The organism is Amycolatopsis melonis (genome assembly GCF_040064235.1).
GTDB lineage: Bacteria > Actinomycetota > Actinomycetes > Mycobacteriales > Pseudonocardiaceae > Amycolatopsis > Amycolatopsis melonis.
Map to the genome: position 1 here is coordinate 202,639 of NZ_JBDZYD010000007.1, position 15,467 is coordinate 218,105.

A 15,467-nucleotide genomic window follows, 5' to 3' on the forward strand; every position below is an offset into this window, starting at 1 on the left:
GGGGTATGCCGAGGAGCATCGCCACCAACGAAACCGTCGACCGCGCCACGCTGGTCGAGTTCCTGTCCACCCGCCACCGCGCGATCCTGCTGACCACCAAGGCCGACGGCGGCCCGCAGCTGTCGCCGGTGACCTGCGGCGTCGACGGCGAGGGCAGGCTCGTCGTGTCGACCTACCCGAAGCGCGCGAAGGTCGTGAACATCAAGCGCAACCCGAAGGTCTCGGCCTGTGTGCTGTCCGACGAGTGGAACGACCAGTGGGTCCAGATCAACGGCACCGCCGAGGTGATCGACGTCCCGGACTCGGTCGAGCCGCTCGTGGAGTACTTCCGCAGCATTTCGGGCGAACACCCGGACTGGGACGAATACCGCGAAGCCATGGTCAAGCAGGGCAAGAGCATCATCCGCGTCACGATCGAGAGCTGGGGCCCGGTCGCGAAGGGCGGCTTCCCCGCCGAACTAGCCTGACGCGCCGCGCAGGAACGGGCAGCCGACCAGCCGCCGCAGCTCCGCCGCGAGCTGCGGCGGGCTCTCGACCGACCGCGAGAACGCCAGCCGGACGTCGTGGTCGCCCGCCTCGGACTCCACGCGCAGGCGCAGCCCGAACCGGTCGAGCCCGAGCGGGCGGATCCGGCCGCCGCGCAGCTGGGCGGGCAGGTGCTTCGCCAGCTGCTCGACGACGTCGGCGTGGTGGCTCTCCAGGTGCCGCAGCCACTGCGCCTCGTAGTCGTGGAACGGGTCGGGTGGCGCGGCACTGAACATGTGCGGGCGCAGCGAGTGCGTGCCTTCGGCGTCGGCGAGCACCAGGGACGCGGGCGTGAGCCGCAGCATCGTGACGCCGTGGCCGACGTCGAGCAGCCGCTCGTCGGGCCGCGTCTCGGCGATCGCGACCGCCCGCGCGCGGGCCGACACCGGCGAGAGCGGGCGCAGCCAGCCGGTGATCCACAGCAGGCCGCGGATCGGTTCCCGCAGGTCGACCGGCGCCTGGTCGGCCAGTTCGACCATCACGGCGAGTTCGCCGCGCTGGGTCTGTTTCGCCGCGTGGACCAGCGGGTGGTCGTCGGGCAGCAGCACGCTGACGCTGCCGCTGTGGTGGACGTGGTGCAGGAGGGGCACGACCCGCTCGCCGTCGAGGTTCGCGCGGTCGCAGGTGGGCATCAGCGACGCGGGCCCGTTGCGGGTCGCGATCGTCTTGGCTCGCTCGGCGGGGTTCGGTGCCGGCGGGCGGCGGATGGATGCGGGTGCCTCGGTCACGGCTCACCTCCTACTTAGGTGAGCCTAACCTGAATCCGCGGGATCTGGGTAGTCGCCCGATTGCGGCGACCGTCACGTCGCTTCGCTGAGCGGGGCATCCCGGTAACGCCGGTGTGCAATTCGTCGAAAAGCGGATGACCAAGACCGACCCGGTGGGGGCCCGCGTGGAGATCGTCCCGGTGCCCGAACGCGTGCGCGCGTTCGAGCTCGACCCCGCCATGCCGTCGGGGGCACTGCCGATCTTCGGCGAGTACCTCGACCGGCTCGGCAGGGCCACGGCCGACCGGCGGCTGCTGACCTGGCTGTTCCTGGTGTTCGGCGCCGCCCAGTTCTTCACCGGCACGGGCGTGGCGTTGTCGGTCGGCACGATCGCACTGGCCGGTTCGGCCGAGGCGTGGTGGCTCTACCGCGCGTACGTCCGGGTGCCCGAAACGCGGCTGAAGCGGGAGGCGTTCCGGCTGGTGGACATCGCCGCCGACGGCCTGGTCGCGGCGGGCCGCACGGTCGGTGTCCGCCTGCCCGACGGCCGCTGGCTGCACGTCCGGCTCGGCGAGGCGTACCGGCTGCTGCTGGCCGGGCACCGCCGGATCTGGCTGCTGGGCCGCGGTGCGAAGGTGTTCGCCGGCTTTCCCGGCCTGGTGCGGGTCCGCCGCGCCCGCATCCACGACGCGCCTCCGGCAGGAGCGGCGCCGCTGCCCGCGCCGGCCGGATCGGCGTCGCCGCGGCTCGACCCGGTGCTGGCCGCCCACCGCCGTCAGATCGCCCGCGAACTGCGCCGGACGTCGGCGTTCCTGCTGGTCCTTGCCGCGTTCGCGATCTGGGTGCGGCACGACTTCCCGCCGACGGGCTGGGTCGCGTGGACGTTCGCGGCGGGCGCCCTGCTGGGCGCGCTGGCCACGGCGGCCCGTGCGCTCGCCCACACGCGCCCGCTCCCGGCGGACCACTGGACGGAACTCCGCGCGGTCCCGGACGGCCCGGTCCGCATGGGCCGCCGCGGCTCGGCCCGGCTGAGCGGCCTGACCATGCTGGCCGACGGCACGGTGGTCGGCTTCCGCCTGCCCAAGGCGGACCCCTCGATGGCGGCCAACATCGCGGCGACGGGCCGCCTGTGGATCGCGGGAGTCCCCCGCCGCGGCGCGGCGACGACGGGGCTGCCGGGCTACCCGGTGCTGGGCACGGTCTGGCTGGGCTGAGCGGCCCACCCGGCCGCCACGCGCGGGTAACGCGGCAGCCGGGCCTTTCAGCCCATTCCGTCGGCGACCACCGAACGGCTGCGAGGCACGGTCTGGCTGGACTGAGCCCACCCCGGCCGCCACGCTCCGGCGACCTGCCGTCCAGGCCGCAGATACCGCCGAAGCGCCGCCAGCGCGGGATGCGGATCCTCGGGGCGCCAGACCAGCGAATGCGGGTAGACCGGCGTCGGATCCTCGATCCGCACCCGCCGCAGGTCGTACTCCGCGGGCCAGTGCAGCCGGGCGCCGGTGGCGATCAGCGTCGCGACTTCGGCCGACTCCGCGAGGGCGTCGAACACCACCTCCGTGCCGAAGTTCGGGCCCGCCGTGTCGATCGACAGCCCGAACGCCGCCGCGAGGTCCGCGTAGTACGCGGCCCACTCGGTGCCCGGGACGATGCCCGGCATCCACAGCCGGTGCCCGGCGAGCCCGGCCAGGGTCACCGACGGCTCAGCCGCCAGCGCGTGCCCGGGACCGCACAGCAGCTCGAGCGGCTCGTCCCACACCGCCGCCGCCGCGAGATCCGCCGGAAGACCGTTCACCGCGCGGAACGACGCGTCGATCGAACCCTCGCGCAGGGCACTCAGCGCGCTTCCGGCGTCGAACAGCGTCACGACCTCCAGCTCCACCTCCGGATGCGCTTCGTGGAACTCCCGCAGCAGCGCCGCCGGGCCCAGCCGCCTGCCGATCACGTCGACGCGCAACGCCCGCCGTCCCGAACGCACCGAGGCGATCGCGCGTGCCTCGGCCCGCAGCAGCTCGCGGGCATGCGGGAGGAACGCCTCGCCGTCGCCGGTCAGCACGGCTCCGCGGGCCGTGCGCGTGAACAACCGCGCCCCGAGTGTCTTCTCCAGTGCCGCGATGCGCTTCGAGACCGCCTGCTGCGTGATCGACAGGTCGGTGGCGGCGTCCTGGAACCGGCCCGCCGCCACTACGGCGACGAAGGTGCGCACGGCGTCGAGGTCCACGATCACCGACTCTAGATTCACAACGCCGCGTTGTGGCGTCGGTTGTTTGCCGCGCGGGACGCTTCCTCGCTTTGATCTCCCGGTGATGCGCGGGCGGTCGCTGGGACCGCGGTTCAGGTGGCTCTGGTCGGCCTACGCCGTGAGCGCGTTCGGGACGTGGCTCGGCTTCGGAGCCTTCCCGATGCTGGCGATCCTCGTGCTGCACGCCGGGCCCACGGCGGTCTCGGCGCTCGCCGCGGTGGGACCCGCCGTCGGGGCGCTCGTCGCCGTGCCGCTCGGGCCGTGGGTCGACCGCCACCGGAAGCAGCCGGTGCTGGTCGCCATGGACCTCGTCCGGTTCGCCGCGCTGGTCAGCGTGCCCGCCTGCTACGCGCTCGGCGTGCTGAGCTTCGCCCAGCTGCTGGTCGTCTCGGTGGTCGTCGCCGCGGCGGACATCACCTTCACGTCCGCGAGCGGCGCCTTCCTCAAGGGGTTCCTCCCGCCCGAGGACCTCCTCGTCGCGAACGGCCGGTTCGAGTCGACGAACTGGACGGCCACCGCGCTCGGCCCGCCGCTCGGCGGGGCGGCGTTCGCGCTGTTCGGGCCCGTGACGTCGGTTGCCGCCAACGCCGTCAGCTTCCTGCTCTCCGCGCTCGGGATCCGCGCGATCCGCGGGGACGAGCCGCACCCGCACAACGCCGGACGGCTGCGCGTGCGGGAACTCGCCGACGGGTGGCGTTTCCTGCTCGCCCACCCCGGCCTGCGGCCGCTGCTGTTCAACACCATGGTGTTCAACGGCCTGGTGATGGGCACCGAGCCGGTGCTCGCCGTGCTGATGCTCGACCGGCTCGGGTTCCCGCCGTGGCAGTACGGGCTCGCGTTCGCGGTGCCGTGCCTCGGCGGGCTCGCCGGGTCGCGGCTGACCCCGCGGCTGGTCGCCCGGTCCGGCCGCCACCGCGTGCTGGTGACGGCGGGCGCGGTCCGGGCCTGCTGGCTCCTCGCGCTCGCCTTCCTGCCGCCCGGCACCGGCGGGCTCGTCTTCGTCATGGTCGTCGAGCTGGGGCTGATCGTCAGCTGCAGCGTGTTCAACCCGGTGCTGGCGACCTACCGGCTCGAGCAGCTGCCGCCGGGCCGCGTCGCGCGGACGCTGTCGGCGTGGTCGGTCAGCACCAAGGCGGCGATCGCGACGCTGACCGCCGTCTGGGGCGTGCTCGCCGAGGTCATCGGGCCGCGGGTCGCGATCGGGGTGGCCGGGGTGCTCGTGCTGGCGACGCCGCTGCTGCTGCCGCGGCGCGACCGGACGCCGGTGACCGTCTAGCCCAGCGACCTCCGGGTCGCCTGCTCGGTCTCCAGCACGCCCTGCCGGATGCCCTCCAGCTGGTCGCTCAGCTCCCGCACGGCGCCGGTGTCCACGGTGACGTCCGTCGTCGCGGCCGTCAGCTCCGCGACCCGCGCCACCAGGCTGTCCAGGCCGAGGGCGCCCGACTGCAGCTGGGCCAGCAGCTTGTCGCGCGCGCCGGACAGCCGCGCGTGCACGTCGGCCTGTGCCTGGACCGCCGTCAGCGCCTGTTCGAGATCGGCGCGCACGTCCGCGTGGGCCGACCGCAGCTCGCGTTCCAGCCGGCGGCGTTCGCGGGCGACCGCGTCCAGGTCGACGCGGGACAGGGCGTTGCCGGTCGCCGACGCCCGGCCCGCCAGGCGCCGCAGCGTCGCCAGCGTCTCGCGGACCACCGGTTCCATGTCCGCGACGCGGTCGGCGAGCGGGCCGTGGCCGAGGGAGTCGCTCAAGGACACGAACCCGTCCGCCGCGGCCTCGGCCCGGCGCAGCCAGTTCTCCTCGGCCGAGCCGGCGGCGACGTCGAGCACCCGGGCTTCCCGCGGCGCCGGTTCCTTCTCGCGGGTGGCCACGGACACCCCGGCCCAGGCGGCGAGCACGGCGACGCCGATCCCGGCCGACGCGGCGACCGGCAGCTGCACGGCCCACGCCACGCCCGCCGACGTGGCGGCCAGCAGCAGTCCCCACGGCTGGGCGAGCTCACGAGCGAACTTCATGTCAGAAATTCGAGATCACGGAGGTGAACACCTGGTTGATCGAGTCCGGTTTGGACGAATCGTACTCCGATCCGGAGGTCGCTTCGGCGATCTGCTTGAGCACGCCCTGGTCGGCGTCCGAGCCGTAGGCGATGGTGAACAGCCGGACCGTCTCCGCGTTGCCCTCCGGCCGCAGCTGCGGCACCAGGTGCTCGAGGTCGATGCCGCCGGAGTCCTCGTTGCGGCCGTCGGTGAGCACGACGACCGCGTTGATCGCCGCCGGGTCGAGGTGGGACTTCAGGTACTCGTACGCGGCCAGCGACGTGTCGTACAGCCCGGTGCCCGACTGCGGCGTCAGCCCGCTCAGCCGCGTCGCGAGGGTCTCCTTGCCGTTCGCGCCGAGCGGCTGCACCGGCAGCAGCTCCTGGTAGTCCTTGTCGCCGTCGAGCTTGGTCGCGAACTGCCACAGCCCGACCTGGTCCCGCGGCACGAACTGGCCGAGCGAGTCGATCGCGGCCTGCTTGGCCAGGTCGATCTTGCTCTTGCCGGTGCCCTTGACCTCCTCGCCCATCGAGCCCGAGACGTCCACGACGAGCAGCATGTTCGCCTTCTTGCGCAGGTCGCTCCACGACGCCAGCAGCTTCGACAGCACCGGCGGCGCGGGCGGGCGCAGGAAGCTGATCTTCGCGTCCGGCTGGACGCCGTTCGCGGTCGTCACCTGCGGCCCCGGCTTGCCGTCGAACGACCGGAAGCCGAGCGCGGCGAACTTCGCCTGCGTCTCCTCGCCGCGCAGGTAGCCGAGGAAGTCCGCGGCGATCTGCCTGCGTGCCGGGTCCGCCCAGTTCAGCGTGACGAAGGGGTGGTCGGAGTTCAGCGTCCCGTCGCCGGGGTAGAGCGCGACCAGCGGCACCTTCGGCGGCGCGTGCTGCCCGACCTTCGCCGGGTCGTTCGTCGGGTTGCCCTGGTTGTAGCCGATCAGCGAGTTCTCTTCGACGGTGACCGCGGAGATGTACGACAGCGCGGCGCCCTTGTCGTCGGCCTTCTGCAGGTTGGTCAGGAAGGTGAGCGTGGTGTCGCCGTAGTGCACGATCGCCTGCTCGATGTTCGTGACGAACTGCTTCGCCTCCGGCTTGCCGAGCGCGGCCGCGGTGAGGTCGGACGACGTGCCGGTGGCGGCGTAGTAGGCGCCGATGGTGGCGTTCAGCCCGGACGTCGAGATGTTCGGGTTCGTCTTGCCGAGCCGGAACTTCCCCCACTCCGGGTGCCCGTACTTCGCCCAGCCCGCCGGGTCGGTGGCCAGCGCGGCGAGGTCCTTCCAGCCGATCGCCCTGCCCGGCCATCCGAGCGCCTCGGCCATCGGCTTCGGCATCGCGACGACCAGCGGCGAGTTCGCGACCGACTGCGGGTCGCCGTCGGGCACGATCGAGGCGGTGTCGCCCTTCGCGTTGACGCGCAGCAGGTTGACCCAGCCGCTCGCGGCCGGTGTCCAGACGTCCGGGCGCGGCCCGTCGGTGGCCTCGTTCCAGCCGTTGGCCAGCGCCTGCATCGCCACGCCCGAGGACTTGGACCGCACCTTCACGTCGACGCAGTGCCCGGCGACCGACCGTCCGGAGTAGGCCTTCGCGGCCTCCTGGAGGACGCCTGCCTTCTCCGGCGACGAAGCGACGTTGAGCGCGATCGCGTCCGAGCCGGTGCATTTCGCTTCGTCGGCGTCGTCCGAACTGCTGGTCCAGTACCGGATGCCGATGATCAGTCCGGCGGCGACCACGATCGCCGCGAGGAACGGAAGAATCTTTCTCCTGCGCCGAGCCGGCTGGGAATCGATCATCGAACCCTCCCCGTTCCGCCATCCGGATTTCCATTATCCGGGCGGCGGAACGGGATCGGGCCCGCGTTGCGCAGACTTGACTATTGCTTGGGGCCGCGCCGCGACCACGTCCACGCGTACCCCGGGTCTTCGGACGCCGCGGCGGCTTCGCCCAGGTCAAGCGGTGCGAAAGTGTCCACCATGACCGCGGTTTCGTCGAAGAACTCCGCGCCGATCGACGCCTCCGCCGCACCCGGCTGCGGGCCGTGCGTGAAGCCCGACGGGTGCAGGGAAAGCGAGCCGATCCCGATTCCGGAACCCTTGCGGGCCTCGTAGTTGCCGCGCACGTAGAACATCAGCTCGTCGGAGTCGACGTTCGCGTGGTTGTACGGCACCGGAATCGAATCCTTGTGGTAGTCGACCTTCCGCGGGCAGAACGAGCAGACCACGAAGTTCGGGCCCTCGAACGTCTGGTGCACGGGCGGCGGCTGGTGTACGCGGCCGGTGATGGGCTCGAAGTCGTCGATGTTGAACACCCAGGGGTAGAGGCAGCCGTCCCAGCCGACGACGTCGAAGGGGTGCGTCGCATACGTGTAGCGCGTCAGCCCGGCGCGGTGCCGGACGAGCACCTCGACGTCCTCGCCGTCCTCCAGCAGCGGCTCGGAGGGCCCGCGGATGTCGCGCTCGCAGTACGGCGAGTGCTCCAGGAACTGGCCCTTCGCCGAGAGGTAGCGCTTCGGCGGGCCGATGTGGCCGCGTGCCTCCAGGGTCAGCATGCTGACCTCGCCGTGGGGGACGACGCGGTAGGTGCACGACGTCGGGATCACCAGGTAGTCGCCGTCCCCGACGTCGAGGCGGCCGTAGATCGTTTCGACCGTCGCGGACCCGCCCTGGACGTAGCACAGCTCGTCGCCCGCGGCGTTGCGGTACAGCGGGCTGGGCGCGGTCGCCGTGACGAACCCGATGGTGACGTCGTTGTTGCCGAACAGCCGTCGCCGCCCGGTGACCGCGTCGGCGTCGCCGCCGAACTTGAGGTCCTGCGTCTTGAAGGCGCGCGGCTTGAGCGGGTGGTTCGGGGTGAGGGCGCCGCGGTCGTCCTCGACGGCGACGGCGTCGACGATCGCCGTCGGCAGGCCGCGGTGGTAGAGCAGCGCGGAGTCCGCGGAGAAGCCCTCGACACCCATCAGCTCCTCGGCGTAGAGCCCGCCGTCCGGCTTGCGGAACGCGGTGTGCCGCTTGTGCGGGATCTCGCCTACCCGCCGGTAGTAAGGCATCGACGCCCCCTTCTGACGTGTCCGTTGTGCGAACGATTTTGTCCTGATGTCGTACGCTACTAGCGTGTCAGTCGTGTCAAGCGCTGTGGAACTCACGCCCCCCGGCCCCCGTGGAATTCCTCCCCTGTTCGCGAGGCTCGTCGACGACTCGGCGCTGTTCCCTCCGGGCGACGCGGCCATGCCCGAAGCGCTCCGTGCGCACTTCGCCGTCCGGGAGTCCGAACACGCCGGTGTCCTGGGGGTTTTCCTCTGCCAGGCGTCCCGGCTGCCGGAACTGATCACCGAGCTGATCAAGATCAAGCCGAAGCAGCCGCTGCCGCTGTCGCTGATCATCGACACCGGCCTGGGCGGTGTTCCGAAGGCGATCTCGATCGTCGAATCGCGCAGCGAGCTGCTCGCCCTGCGGATGGTCGAGATGCCCGCGCCGTCGGACGTCGACGAGGTGTGGCTGGAGCGCGTCTCGGAGTTCGTCCCCGAGGACGTCATCCGCGTGGTCGAGCCGCGGCGCGGCGTCGGCTGGCTCGACGGCGTCCGCAAGGTGATCGAGCACGGCAGCTGGCCGAAGATCCGCTGCGGCGGCCAGGCGGGCGAGAACTTCCCCAGCGTCGACGAGGTGGCCGACTTCCTCGCCGTCGTGAGCGGCTCCACCGGGGCGTCGTTCAAGGCGACCAACAGCCTGCACCGCGCGGTCCGGCACATCGATCCGGGCACCGGGTTCGTGCACCACGGCTTCCTCAACCTGCTCGTCGCGTCCGCGCGCAGCCTGGCAGGCGGCGACGTCCGGGGCGCGCTGGAGTCGACCGACGCCAAGGCGCTGGCCGACGAGGCCCGTGCGCTCTCCGAGCCGGCGGCGAAGGCCGTGCGCGCGCTCTTCGCGTCGTACGCGGCGGCGTCGTTCGAGGAACCGGTCGCCGACCTGGGCGAACTCGGCTTGCTGTGACCAGCAGGGAGGGGTCGCTGACGCTCGACCGGGGCCTGGCGCTGCTGCAGGCCGTGGCCGACGCCGGTGGGGACGCGGCGACCATCTCCGAGCTGGCGGTGGCCATCGGCGCCAGCCGCGCGGCCGTCTACCGGCTGCTCGTGCCGCTGTCGGAGCGCGGGCTGGTGTGGCGCGACGGCACCAAGGTCCGGCTCGGCGTCGGCCTGCTGCGGCTGGCCGGGCAGGTGCTCCCGCAGCTGCGGGACGCGGCCGGGCCGGTGCTGCGCGAGCTGGCCGAGAAGGTGGGCGCGACCGCGCACCTGTCGGTCGCGCAGGGGACGCAAGCGCTTGCGGTGGCCGTCGTCGAGCCGACCTGGACGAACTTCCACGTCGCCTACCGCGTCGGCAGCCGGCACTCGCTGACCGCGGGGGCGGCAGGCAAGGCGATGAGCCTGCGGCCCGGCGGCGAGGGCTGGGTGACGTCCTCGGGCGAGCTGCAGGCGGGCGCGTCCGGCGTCGCGGCGCCGGTGCGCGGGGTGCCGGGGCTGAAGGCGAGCGTGGGTGTCGTCTCGCTGGAGCCGCTGGCGGCCGCGGAGGTGGGCCCGCAGGTCGTCGCGGCCGCCGCCCGGCTGGCCGACATCCTGCGGACGGACGCCTAACGGCGCGAGACCGCCAGGAGCGGCCGGACCATCGTCAGCAGCAGCGCGACGTCGACGGTGAACAGCAGGCGCTCGAACAGGCCGAGCGTGAGCGTGAGGACGAACCCGCCGAGCACGACGCCGACGCTGGCGAAGCTCGCCGTGGCCAGCCGCCGGATCGTCGTCCGGCGCGGCTCCCACGGGCAGCGCTCACGGCCCTTGCGGGTCAGCACGAACGCGGCCGCGGGCAGCGCGACGAACGCCGTGAGCGCGGCGAGGTTGTGGACCTGCCCGGCGAGCGAACGCGCCTGGCCGTCCGGGTCGACCGGCACGAGGCCGCACACCAGCAGCCCGGCCGACCAGACGCCGAGCAGCACGCAGACGGCCGTGGTGCCCGGCCGGTGCGCCTTCGCGATGCCGGCGAGCAGCGCGACCGAGCCCAGTGAGAGCGCCAGGCACATCACGCTGAACAGGGGAGCGGCCGAGGACGTGCCGAGCTTGCCGTAGACGTACTCCGACAGCGTCTGCCAGATCGGGCTGACCTGGCCGGAGAGCCGCAGGTGCAGGTCGATCGAGATGGTCACGGCGAGGCCGATGCCGCCGAGGGCGATCCGGCCGTGCAGCGGCGAGACCGCGGTCGATGGCTTGTTCACCTGGTGCTCTCCCCTTCGTTGCCGAAAGGTTACCGGGTGAACCTGTGAGCCTGCGGTCAGAAAGCCAGCTGGACCAGGGCGAACGTCGCGAACCCGGCAAACGCGAACCCGGCGCAGCGCTGGATCAGCTTCGGGCGGATGCGGCTGCGGAGCTTCGCGCCGATGAACACCGCGAGCCCGGCGACCACGACGAGCGCGCTGAACGCGCCGACGCCGACGGCGACGGGGTTGCCGATCCGGGCGGCGAGGCTCGCGGTCGCGAGCTGCGAGGCGTCACCCCACTCGGCGGCGAAGAGCACGCCGAAGGACGCCGTCGCCGACCGCAGGAAGGACAGTGGCGAGGGACCCGACCGCGAAGCGTCGTCGCCCGCTTCGTCCGCTTCGCTGAAGCCCTCGCGAAGGAGCATGAAAGCGCCGAGGCCGAACATCGCGGCGACGACGAGCGAAAGGACCACGTCGGGCAACAGCGTGAGCACGCTGCCGAACGCCACCGCGATGACGCATTGCACGGCAAACGCCGCGCACACCCCGGCAAATACCGGCCACGCACGGAAACGGGTGGTCAGCACCAGGGTCGCCACGAGCGTCTTGTCGGGCAGTTCCACGGCGAGGACCAGGCCGAACGCGCTGATCAGCGCCACCATCGCGGCAGTCATGAGTATTTTCTCGCCCCTTTCACTGCAACGATAAAGGGACGTTTCACCGTGCCGCAAGCTGATGGCTTGCGCGAAATTGCCCGATCGGCGGTCATGAATTTGTCATCCCGGGGTGGCGCACATATTTTTTCGGCGTACCGAATTTTGGGTTGCGGCCTGCGGTAGGTTGTCCGGCATGGGGTCTGGGGCGCGTGCTGCGCAGGTCGAAGAGGTCATCCGCCGGGTGGAAGCCCACTACGTCTTTCCCGACGTCGCCGCGAAGGTGGCGGAGGTGCTTCGCGCGCGTCTCGCCGAAGGCGCGTACGCGAACCTCGACGAGCCGGCGCTGGCGACGTCCGTCACAGCGGACCTGCAGTCGGTGAACGACGACAAGCACCTCCGGCTGCGCCACCACGTCGACCCGATCGCCGAGGACGGTGACGGCGAACACGCCCGCGAGGCCTTCCGGCACGCGGCCGAGCTGGAGAACTTCGGGATCGCGTCGGTCCGGCGGCTCCCGGGCAACGTCGGCTACGTCGACACGACCATGCTCTACCCGCTCGACCTCGCGGCGCCCGCGTTCGCCGCGGCGATGACGCTGGTCGCGGCGGCCGACGCGCTGCTGCTCGACGTGCGGCACAACCGCGGCGGCGACCCCGAGACCAGCGCGTTCCTGCAGTCCTACCTGGTCGCCGGGCGGACCCACTACCTCGACTTCTACGACCGCGATGGCGACCGCGTCTCCCAGATGTGGACGCTGCCGTACGTGCCGGGCCCGAAGTTCGGCGGCACCAAGCCGATCTGGGTGCTCACCGGCCCGGCGACGTTCTCCGGCGGCGAGGACCTCGCCTTCTCGCTGCAGCGGCAGGGGCGGGCGAAGACCGTCGGCGAGCGCACCCGCGGCGGCGCCCACCCGTGCGAACAGTACAAAGTGGACACCCACCTGGACGTCACGGTGCCGGTCGCCCGCTCGTACGACCCCGAGACGGGGGAGAACTGGGAGGGCGTCGGCGTGACGCCGGACATCCCGGTGCCCGCGGACGAGGCGTTCGACACGGCGTACAAGCTGGCGCTGGAACACGTGCTGACGCTGGGGGACACGGGCCCGCGGCGGAAGGTCGCGCAGGAGGCACTCGACCAGCTGTAGTCACCCGGGACGTTGGTCCTGTGCCGGACGGGACCAGTTGATCTGGCCGCTCCCTGGCACCGGGAGCAGGCTGGACCACGTGGAGGTCCTTGAGCTAGCGCGGTGGCAGTTCGGCATCACCACCGTCTACCACTTCCTGATGGTCCCGCTGACCATCGGGCTGTCGATCCTGGTCGCGGCGATGCAGACCGCCTGGGTCCGCACCGGCGAGCTGCGGCACCTGAAGATGACCAAGTTCTGGGGCAAGCTGCTGCTGGTCAACTTCGCCATGGGCGTGGTGACCGGCATCGTGCAGGAGTTCCAGTTCGGGATGAACTGGAGCGCGTACTCCCGTTTCGTCGGCGACGTCTTCGGCGCGCCGCTGGCGATGGAGGGGCTCGTCGCGTTCTTCGTCGAGTCGACGTTCCTCGGCCTGTGGATCTTCGGCTGGGACCGGCTGCCGAAGAAGGTCCACCTGGCGTGCGCGTGGGCGTTTTCGCTGGCCACGATGGCCTCGGCGTACTTCATCCTGGCGGCGAACTCGTGGATGCAGCACCCGGTGGGCGTGACGTTCGAAAACGGCAAGCCGACCATGAACTCGATCTGGGCGGTGCTGACGAACAACACGGCCCTCGCCGCGATCCCGCACACCCTCGCGGGCGCGTTCTCGGTGGCGGCGGCGTTCCTGGTGGGCGTCGCGGGCTGGCACCTGTGGCGCCGCCGAGGTCACGAGGACGTCTGGCGCTCGTCGCTGCGCCTCGGCGGCTGGGTCGGCGTCGCGGCGTTCGCGGTCCTCGCGATCACCGGCGACGCACAGGGCAAGCTCATGTTCGAGCAGCAGCCGATGAAGATGGCCTCGGCGGAAGCGTTGTGCCACACGGAAAAGCCGGCCAGCTTCTCGATCATCGCGATCGGCGACGTGTCGGGCGCCAACTGCGAGGACGTCAAGACGTTCAACGTGCCGGCGTTGCTCTCGTTCTTGGCCCACAACGACTTCACGACCGAGGTCAAGGGCGTGGAGAACCTGGTTTCGGAGTACCAGGCCAGGTACGGCACGAACTACCCGGACGACCCGGCCCTGGGTTCCCTGGCGGGCAAGCCGATCGACTACGTGCCCAACCTCCCGGTGACGTACTGGGGCTTCCGCATGATGATCGGCTTCGGCGCAGTCTCGGCAGGCATCGGCCTGCTGGCCCTGTGGCTGACCCGCCGCGGCCGCATCCCGGAAGGCCGCTGGTTCCCGCTCCTGGTCCTGGCCGGCATCGCCACCCCGTTCCTGGGCAACAGCGCAGGCTGGATCTTCACCGAGATGGGCCGTCAGCCGTTCGTGGTCGCCCCGAACCCGACGGGCGTCGACGGAGTGTGGATGTTCACCGCCCAGGCGGTCTCACACCTGACAACGGGCGAGGTGTGGACATCGTTGATCGCCCTGACGAGCGTGTACGCGGCCCTCGGCGTGGTCGAGCTGTACCTGATGCGCAAGTACATCCGCGGCGGCATCGAAGCCGTGATGCCCCCGGAAAAGCAGGATTCGGACAAGCCGGGCGAGGACACCCTCGCCTTCGCGTACTGAGGAGCCACCAGTGGATCCGAAGCCAGCCCCCACCCGTCCCGCCGGCGCCGCGGCAAAATCGCGGTCGCTTCCAGGCGGCCGGTGCCGAGGCGTAACGGCCGACGCCGCGAACAACGCATTCGCGACCTTGGACGCGGGCTCACGGGCTGCCCGGCTTCCGCGAAGGCAGGCCGCGCAACCGACCCCCACCCTTCCCGGGGGGACGTCCCACACCCAGTGTATCGGGGTGATCACTCTCGCGGGTTACCCACAGCAAATCTGTGGACAACTCGACCCCTTGTGGATAACTCCCGGCTACCGGGCCGCGGAGCGCCGGAATCGTCGGAGTGATGTGGTAGGTGCCCGATGACCCTGGAAATCGTCTGGTTCGTCGTCATCGCCTTCTTCTGGCTCGGCTACCTCTTCCTCGAGGGCTTCGACTTCGGCGTCGGCATGCTGCTGCCGGTCCTCGGGCGGGACAACACCGAACGCCGCGTCATGGTCAACACCATCGGGCCCGTCTGGGATGGCAACGAGGTGTGGCTGATCGTTGCCGGCGGGGCCATGTTCGCCGCCTTTCCCGGCTGGTATGCCAGTCTCTTCTCGGCCGCCTACCTGCCGCTGCTGCTCGTGCTGCTCGCCCTCATCGGCCGCGGTGTCGCCTTCGAATACCGCGGCAAGGTCGACTCCGAGCGCTGGCGGCGCAACTGGGACCGCGTCATCATGGCCGGTTCGTGGATTCCGCCGCTGGGCGTCGGCCTCATTCTCGCCACGACCGTCCTCGGCCTGCCGCTGGACGCCCACGGCAACCGTGTCGGGTCGGCCTTTGCCGCCGTGCGGTGGGACACGCTGCTCGGTGCCGTCGCGATTGCCGCTTTCTCGATTGCCCACGGTGCCGCCTTCCTGGCCCTCAAAACCAGCGGTGACCTGCGGGAACGGGCGCGCCGCCTGGCGTTGAAGCTGCTGCCGGGTGCGATGGTGCCGATGGTTGCCTTCCTGTCGGTCGTCCAGTGGCGGGCGGGCACGCTGTGGACGCTGCTCGCGTTCGGGATCAGCGCCGTCGCGGCGGCCGTCGCGTGGCTGCGGCTGCGTGCCGACCGTGACGGCCAGGCGTTCGCCGCGCTCGGCGTGGTCATTGCCGGGGCGGCCGTCACGATGTTCGGCTCGCTGTTCCCGGACGTGCTGCCGTCGACGCTCGACGCCGCCAACACCCTCACCATCGAAGGTGCCGCGTCGAGCCCGTACACGCTGACCGTCATGACGTGGGTCGCCGTCTTCGGCGCTCCCGCTGTGCTGATCTACCAGGGTTGGACGTACTGGGTGTTCCGCAAGCGCATCGGTACCCAGCACATCCCGGCGGTCCACGCACCGTGAGCACACTTCCCGGACGCGCTCCCCTT

Annotated in this window: 15 protein-coding genes; 8 read left to right on the plus strand and 7 right to left on the minus strand. The window is 71.4% G+C overall.

The genetic code is table 11. From position 1 onward, the window contains the following. Positions 1-5 precede the first annotated feature (5 nt). Entirely contained in the window at positions 6-467 is a 462-nt protein-coding gene (locus tag ABJI51_RS20275) for a PPOX class F420-dependent oxidoreductase (RefSeq protein WP_348952649.1), read from the plus strand. On the opposite strand, the gene ABJI51_RS20280 is transcribed toward ABJI51_RS20275, so the two are convergent. Beyond that, positions 459-1,253 carry a DUF2470 domain-containing protein gene (locus ABJI51_RS20280; RefSeq protein WP_348952651.1) on the minus strand — a complete coding sequence of 265 codons (795 nt, stop codon included), beginning with the start codon at positions 1,251-1,253 and terminating at the stop codon, positions 459-461. The genes ABJI51_RS20275 and ABJI51_RS20280 overlap by 9 nt on opposite strands. A gap of 134 nt (positions 1,254-1,387) precedes the next feature. Between ABJI51_RS20280 and ABJI51_RS20285 the strand changes: the two genes are divergently transcribed. Further along, positions 1,388-2,446: a hypothetical protein gene (locus tag ABJI51_RS20285; protein WP_348952652.1), complete on the plus strand. Its 1,059-nt coding sequence runs from the start codon at positions 1,388-1,390 to the stop codon at positions 2,444-2,446. A gap of 47 nt (positions 2,447-2,493) precedes the next feature. On the opposite strand, the gene ABJI51_RS20290 is transcribed toward ABJI51_RS20285, so the two are convergent. Continuing rightward, complete coding sequence (locus ABJI51_RS20290; RefSeq protein ID WP_348952654.1) at positions 2,494-3,453, minus strand: LysR family transcriptional regulator; 960 nt, start codon at positions 3,451-3,453, stop codon at positions 2,494-2,496. A gap of 82 nt (positions 3,454-3,535) precedes the next feature. Here ABJI51_RS20290 and ABJI51_RS20295 point away from each other — a divergent pair, with 82 nt between their 5' ends. Continuing rightward, positions 3,536-4,750: an MFS transporter gene (locus ABJI51_RS20295; RefSeq protein ID WP_348952655.1), complete on the plus strand. Its 1,215-nt coding sequence runs from the start codon at positions 3,536-3,538 to the stop codon at positions 4,748-4,750. On the opposite strand, the gene ABJI51_RS20300 is transcribed toward ABJI51_RS20295, so the two are convergent. The 3 genes from ABJI51_RS20300 to ABJI51_RS20310 all read right to left on the minus strand — a co-directional run bounded on the left by ABJI51_RS20300 (position 4,747) and on the right by ABJI51_RS20310 (position 8,544). Beyond that, complete coding sequence (locus ABJI51_RS20300; protein ID WP_348952656.1) at positions 4,747-5,484, minus strand: hypothetical protein; 738 nt, start codon at positions 5,482-5,484, stop codon at positions 4,747-4,749. The genes ABJI51_RS20295 and ABJI51_RS20300 overlap by 4 nt on opposite strands. Position 5,485: 1 nt before the next feature. Then, complete coding sequence (locus ABJI51_RS20305) at positions 5,486-7,291, minus strand: substrate-binding and VWA domain-containing protein (RefSeq protein ID WP_348952657.1); 1,806 nt, start codon at positions 7,289-7,291, stop codon at positions 5,486-5,488. Positions 7,292-7,371: 80 nt separating this feature from the next. Further along, positions 7,372-8,544, minus strand: coding sequence for a homogentisate 1,2-dioxygenase (locus tag ABJI51_RS20310; RefSeq protein ID WP_348952658.1), 1,173 nt, complete (start codon positions 8,542-8,544; stop codon positions 7,372-7,374). Between the two features lie 85 nt (positions 8,545-8,629). Between ABJI51_RS20310 and ABJI51_RS20315 the strand changes: the two genes are divergently transcribed. Continuing rightward, the gene (locus ABJI51_RS20315) at positions 8,630-9,484 is read left to right on the plus strand and encodes a hypothetical protein (protein ID WP_348953040.1); all 855 of its coding nucleotides are present in this window, start codon (positions 8,630-8,632) and stop codon (positions 9,482-9,484) included. Next, the gene (locus tag ABJI51_RS20320; protein WP_348952659.1) at positions 9,481-10,122 is read left to right on the plus strand and encodes an IclR family transcriptional regulator; all 642 of its coding nucleotides are present in this window, start codon (positions 9,481-9,483) and stop codon (positions 10,120-10,122) included. Before ABJI51_RS20315 ends, ABJI51_RS20320 begins: the two co-directional genes overlap by 4 nt. Here the strand turns inward: ABJI51_RS20320 and ABJI51_RS20325 are convergent. Both ABJI51_RS20325 and ABJI51_RS20330 read right to left on the minus strand, forming a co-directional pair. Next, the gene (locus tag ABJI51_RS20325) at positions 10,119-10,754 is read right to left on the minus strand and encodes a DUF998 domain-containing protein (RefSeq protein ID WP_348952660.1); all 636 of its coding nucleotides are present in this window, start codon (positions 10,752-10,754) and stop codon (positions 10,119-10,121) included. The two genes, ABJI51_RS20320 and ABJI51_RS20325, sit on opposite strands and share 4 nt — an antisense overlap. Positions 10,755-10,810: 56 nt before the next feature. Then, positions 10,811-11,398 (minus strand): TMEM165/GDT1 family protein, encoded by a 588-nt coding sequence (locus ABJI51_RS20330; RefSeq protein WP_348953041.1) that lies wholly within the window; start codon positions 11,396-11,398, stop codon positions 10,811-10,813. A gap of 187 nt (positions 11,399-11,585) precedes the next feature. Between ABJI51_RS20330 and ABJI51_RS20335 the strand changes: the two genes are divergently transcribed. From ABJI51_RS20335 to cydB, 3 genes are all read left to right on the plus strand, one after another. Further along, on the plus strand, positions 11,586-12,536 hold the full coding sequence (locus tag ABJI51_RS20335) for a S41 family peptidase (RefSeq protein ID WP_348952662.1): 951 nt from the start codon (positions 11,586-11,588) through the stop codon (positions 12,534-12,536). A 79-nt stretch (positions 12,537-12,615) separates the two neighbouring features. Next, positions 12,616-14,088, plus strand: coding sequence for a cytochrome ubiquinol oxidase subunit I (locus tag ABJI51_RS20340; RefSeq protein WP_348952663.1), 1,473 nt, complete (start codon positions 12,616-12,618; stop codon positions 14,086-14,088). Between the two features lie 345 nt (positions 14,089-14,433). Continuing rightward, the gene (gene cydB, locus ABJI51_RS20345) at positions 14,434-15,441 is read left to right on the plus strand and encodes a cytochrome d ubiquinol oxidase subunit II (protein WP_348952664.1); all 1,008 of its coding nucleotides are present in this window, start codon (positions 14,434-14,436) and stop codon (positions 15,439-15,441) included. The last annotated feature ends 26 nt before the right edge of the window (positions 15,442-15,467 follow it).

Bases quoted from the DNA above. Each gene is read 5' to 3' on its own strand.
- ABJI51_RS20275 (WP_348952649.1), top strand. From the start codon at position 6: ATGCCGAGGAGCATCGCCACCAACGAAACCGTCGACCGCGCCACGCTG.
- ABJI51_RS20285 (WP_348952652.1), top strand. From the start codon at position 1,388: ATGACCAAGACCGACCCGGTGGGGGCCCGCGTGGAGATCGTCCCGGTG.
- ABJI51_RS20300 (WP_348952656.1), bottom strand. From the start codon at position 5,484: ATGAAGTTCGCTCGTGAGCTCGCCCAGCCGTGGGGACTGCTGCTGGCC.
- ABJI51_RS20305 (WP_348952657.1), bottom strand. From the start codon at position 7,291: ATGATCGATTCCCAGCCGGCTCGGCGCAGGAGAAAGATTCTTCCGTTC.
- ABJI51_RS20310 (WP_348952658.1), bottom strand. From the start codon at position 8,544: ATGCCTTACTACCGGCGGGTAGGCGAGATCCCGCACAAGCGGCACACC.
- ABJI51_RS20330 (WP_348953041.1), bottom strand. From the start codon at position 11,398: ATGGTGGCGCTGATCAGCGCGTTCGGCCTGGTCCTCGCCGTGGAACTG.
- ABJI51_RS20335 (WP_348952662.1), top strand. From the start codon at position 11,586: ATGGGGTCTGGGGCGCGTGCTGCGCAGGTCGAAGAGGTCATCCGCCGG.
- cydB (WP_348952664.1), top strand. From the start codon at position 14,434: ATGACCCTGGAAATCGTCTGGTTCGTCGTCATCGCCTTCTTCTGGCTC.